The following is a 2,864-nucleotide window of genomic DNA, read 5'->3' on the forward strand; positions in this document are numbered from 1 at the left end:
CGTCGACGGGCACGAACTCGCTGGCCTGCCGGTTGCCGAGGGTGATGGTGCCGGTCTTGTCGAGCAGCAGGGTGTTGACGTCGCCGGCGGCCTCGACGGCGCGTCCGGACATGGCCAGCACGTTGCGCTGCACGAGCCGGTCCATGCCCGCGATGCCGATCGCGCTCAGCAGCGCGCCGATCGTGGTCGGGATCAGGGCGACGGTCAGGGCGACGAGGATGACCAGGGACTGGGGGGCGCCGGCGAAGTACGCGAAGGGCTGGAGGGTGACGACCGCGAGGACGAACACGATCGTGAGGGAGGCGAGCAGCACGTTCAGCGCCAGCTCGTTCGGTGTCTTCTGCCGGGCGGCGCCCTCGACCAGCGCGATCATCCGGTCGATGAACGTCTCGCCGGGCTTGGTGGTGATCTTCACGACGATCTCGTCGGACAGCACCCGGGTGCCGCCGGTCACCGCGGACCGGTCGCCGCCGGACTCGCGGATCACGGGCGCGGACTCGCCGGTGATGGCCGACTCGTCCACCGAGGCGACGCCCTCGACGACGTCGCCGTCGCCGGGGATGATCTGGCCGGCCGTGACCACGACGTGGTCCCCGAGCGTCAGCTCGGTCGCCGAGATCTGCGTCTCGGGCCCGCGCACACCGATGGCGCCTTTGACGCCGGGCTCCCAGGAGGCGATGCGGCGGGCGGTGGTGGAGGTCTTGGTCTTGCGCAGCGTGGCGGCCTGCGCCTTGCCGCGGCCCTCGGCCACCGCCTCGGCGAGGTTGGCGAACAGCACCGTCAGCCACAGCCACACGGTGATCGTCCACGCGAAGATCGACGGCTTCTCGATCGCGGAGAACGTGGTCAGCGCCGAGCCGACCTCGACCACGAACATGACCGGGTTCTTCAGCTGCACGCGCGGGTCGAACTTCTTCGCCGCGTCCGGCAGCGCCTTGTAGAGCATCGTCGGGTCGAGCAGACCACCGCCGATCCGGCGGGTCTCCTTGACCGCGTCAGCAGGGGTAGTGGCAGACATTTACTTCAGTCCTTCCGCCAGCGGGCCGAGCGCCAGCGCCGGGAAGTAGGTGAGGCCGACGACGATGAACACCACGCCGGTCAAAAGGCCCGCGAACAGCGGGGTGTGGGTCTTGAGGGTGCCCACCGACGCGGGGGTGTGGCGCTGCCTGGCCAGCGATCCGGCCAGCGCCAGCACGAAGACCATCGGCAGGAACCGGCCCAGGGTCATCGCGATACCGCCGGTGGTGTTCCAGAAGTCGGTGTTGCCGTTCAGGCCGGCGAACGCGGAGCCGTTGTTGTTCGCCATCGACGTGAACGCGTACAGCACCTCGGAGAAGCCGTGCGGGCCGCTGTTGTTCATCGAGTTGCGCGCGCTCGTGCTCGCCATCGCGATACCGCTGAAGATCAGCGCGACCGACGGGGTGGCCAGGATGTACAGGGCCGCGTACTTCATCTCCGCCGGGCGGATCTTCTTGCCCAGGTACTCCGGGGTGCGCCCGACCATCAGGCCCGCGATGAACACCGTCACGATCGCCAGGATCAGCATGCCGTACAGGCCCGAGCCGGTGCCGCCCGGCGCGATCTCGCCGAGCATCATGTCGAAGATCGCCGTGCCGCCGCCCAGGGCCGAGTACGAGTCGTGCATCGAGTCGACCGCGCCGGTGGAGGTCAGCGTCGTGGAGGTGGCGAACAGCGCGCTGCCCGGGATCCCGAACCGCACCTCCTTGCCGTTCATCGACGAGCCGGCCACCGCCAGCGCCGAACCCCAGTGCCGCTCCTCCATCCACGTCATCGTGGCCGCGGAACCGGCCCAGATCACGCCCATCACGCCGGCGATGACGTAGCCCTGCCTGTGCGAGCCGACCATCTTGCCGAAGGTGCGCGGCAGCGAGAAGCCGATGCACAGCAGCAGGTAGATCTCCAGCCAGTTCGTGAACCCGTTCGGGTTCTCGAACGGGTGCGCGGAGTTCGCGTTGAAGATCCCGCCGCCGTTCGTCCCCAGCTCCTTGATCACCTCCTGCGAGGCCGTCGCACCGGTGTAGAGCGGGCCGGAGCCCCCGGTCAGGGTGTGCACCGTCGCCAGGTGGCTCGCAAGCTCCTGCGGGATGCCCGCGGCGATCAACACGATGCCGAACACGATCGAGAACGGCAGCATCAGCCGCACGATCAGGCGCGTCAGGTCCACCCAGAAGTTGCCCACCCGGTCGGTCTGGGTGCGCGTGAACCCGCGGATCAGCGTCGCGACCACCGCGATGCCCACCGCCGCCGAGACGAAGTTCTGCACCGCCAGACCCGCGAACTGCGCGGTGTAGCCCAGCGCGGACTCACCCGCGTAGTTCTGCCAGTTCGTGTTCGTCACGAACGACGAGGCCGTGTTGTACGCCAGGTTCGCCTGCATCGCCGGCATGCCCAGCGAGAGCATCAGATGATCCTGAAGGCGCAGGATCGCGTAGAGCAGGAGCACACCCACCACGGAGATCGCCAACACCGAGCGGATGTAGACCGGCCAGGTCTGATCCGCATCGGCGTCGACACCCATCAGCCTGTAGAGGCCCTTCTCCACCCGCCAGTGCCTGGCGGAGGAGAGGATGTGGGCCATGTAATCGCCCAGCGGACGGTACGTGACCGCCAGGGCGAACACGAGAAGACCGGCCTGCAACCAGCCGGCAGCGGCAACGGACACCTCAGAACCTCTCCGGCTTCACGAGCGCCAGGACCAGGTACACGGTCAGCGCGACAGCGGCGATCAAACCGATGACGTCGTCAGCGCTCAAGACGCTCGACCCCCTTCACGACCAACGCCAAAACGGCGAAGGCCGCAATAACGAGCACGACGTAGAGGACGTCGGCCATCTCGGGCTCCT

3 protein-coding genes are annotated in these 2,864 nt (G+C 68.1%); all 3 read right to left on the minus strand.

All coding sequences use genetic code 11. From position 1 onward, the window contains the following. Window positions 1-1,018 (minus strand): HAD-IC family P-type ATPase (locus KDK95_RS34320; RefSeq protein WP_212522537.1); only part of this gene is annotated, 1,018 nt, incomplete at its 3' end. After that, on the minus strand, window positions 1,019-2,683 hold the full coding sequence (gene kdpA, locus KDK95_RS34325; protein WP_212522538.1) for a potassium-transporting ATPase subunit KdpA: 1,665 nt from the start codon (window positions 2,681-2,683) through the stop codon (window positions 1,019-1,021). A 1-nt stretch (window position 2,684) separates the two neighbouring features. Beyond that, entirely contained in the window at window positions 2,685-2,774 is a 90-nt protein-coding gene (gene kdpF, locus KDK95_RS34330; protein ID WP_212522539.1) for a K(+)-transporting ATPase subunit F, read from the minus strand. Window positions 2,775-2,864 lie beyond the last annotated feature (90 nt).

It is taken from the genome of Actinospica acidithermotolerans (assembly GCF_018139625.1).
Classification (GTDB): domain Bacteria; phylum Actinomycetota; class Actinomycetes; order Streptomycetales; family Catenulisporaceae; genus Actinospica; species Actinospica acidithermotolerans.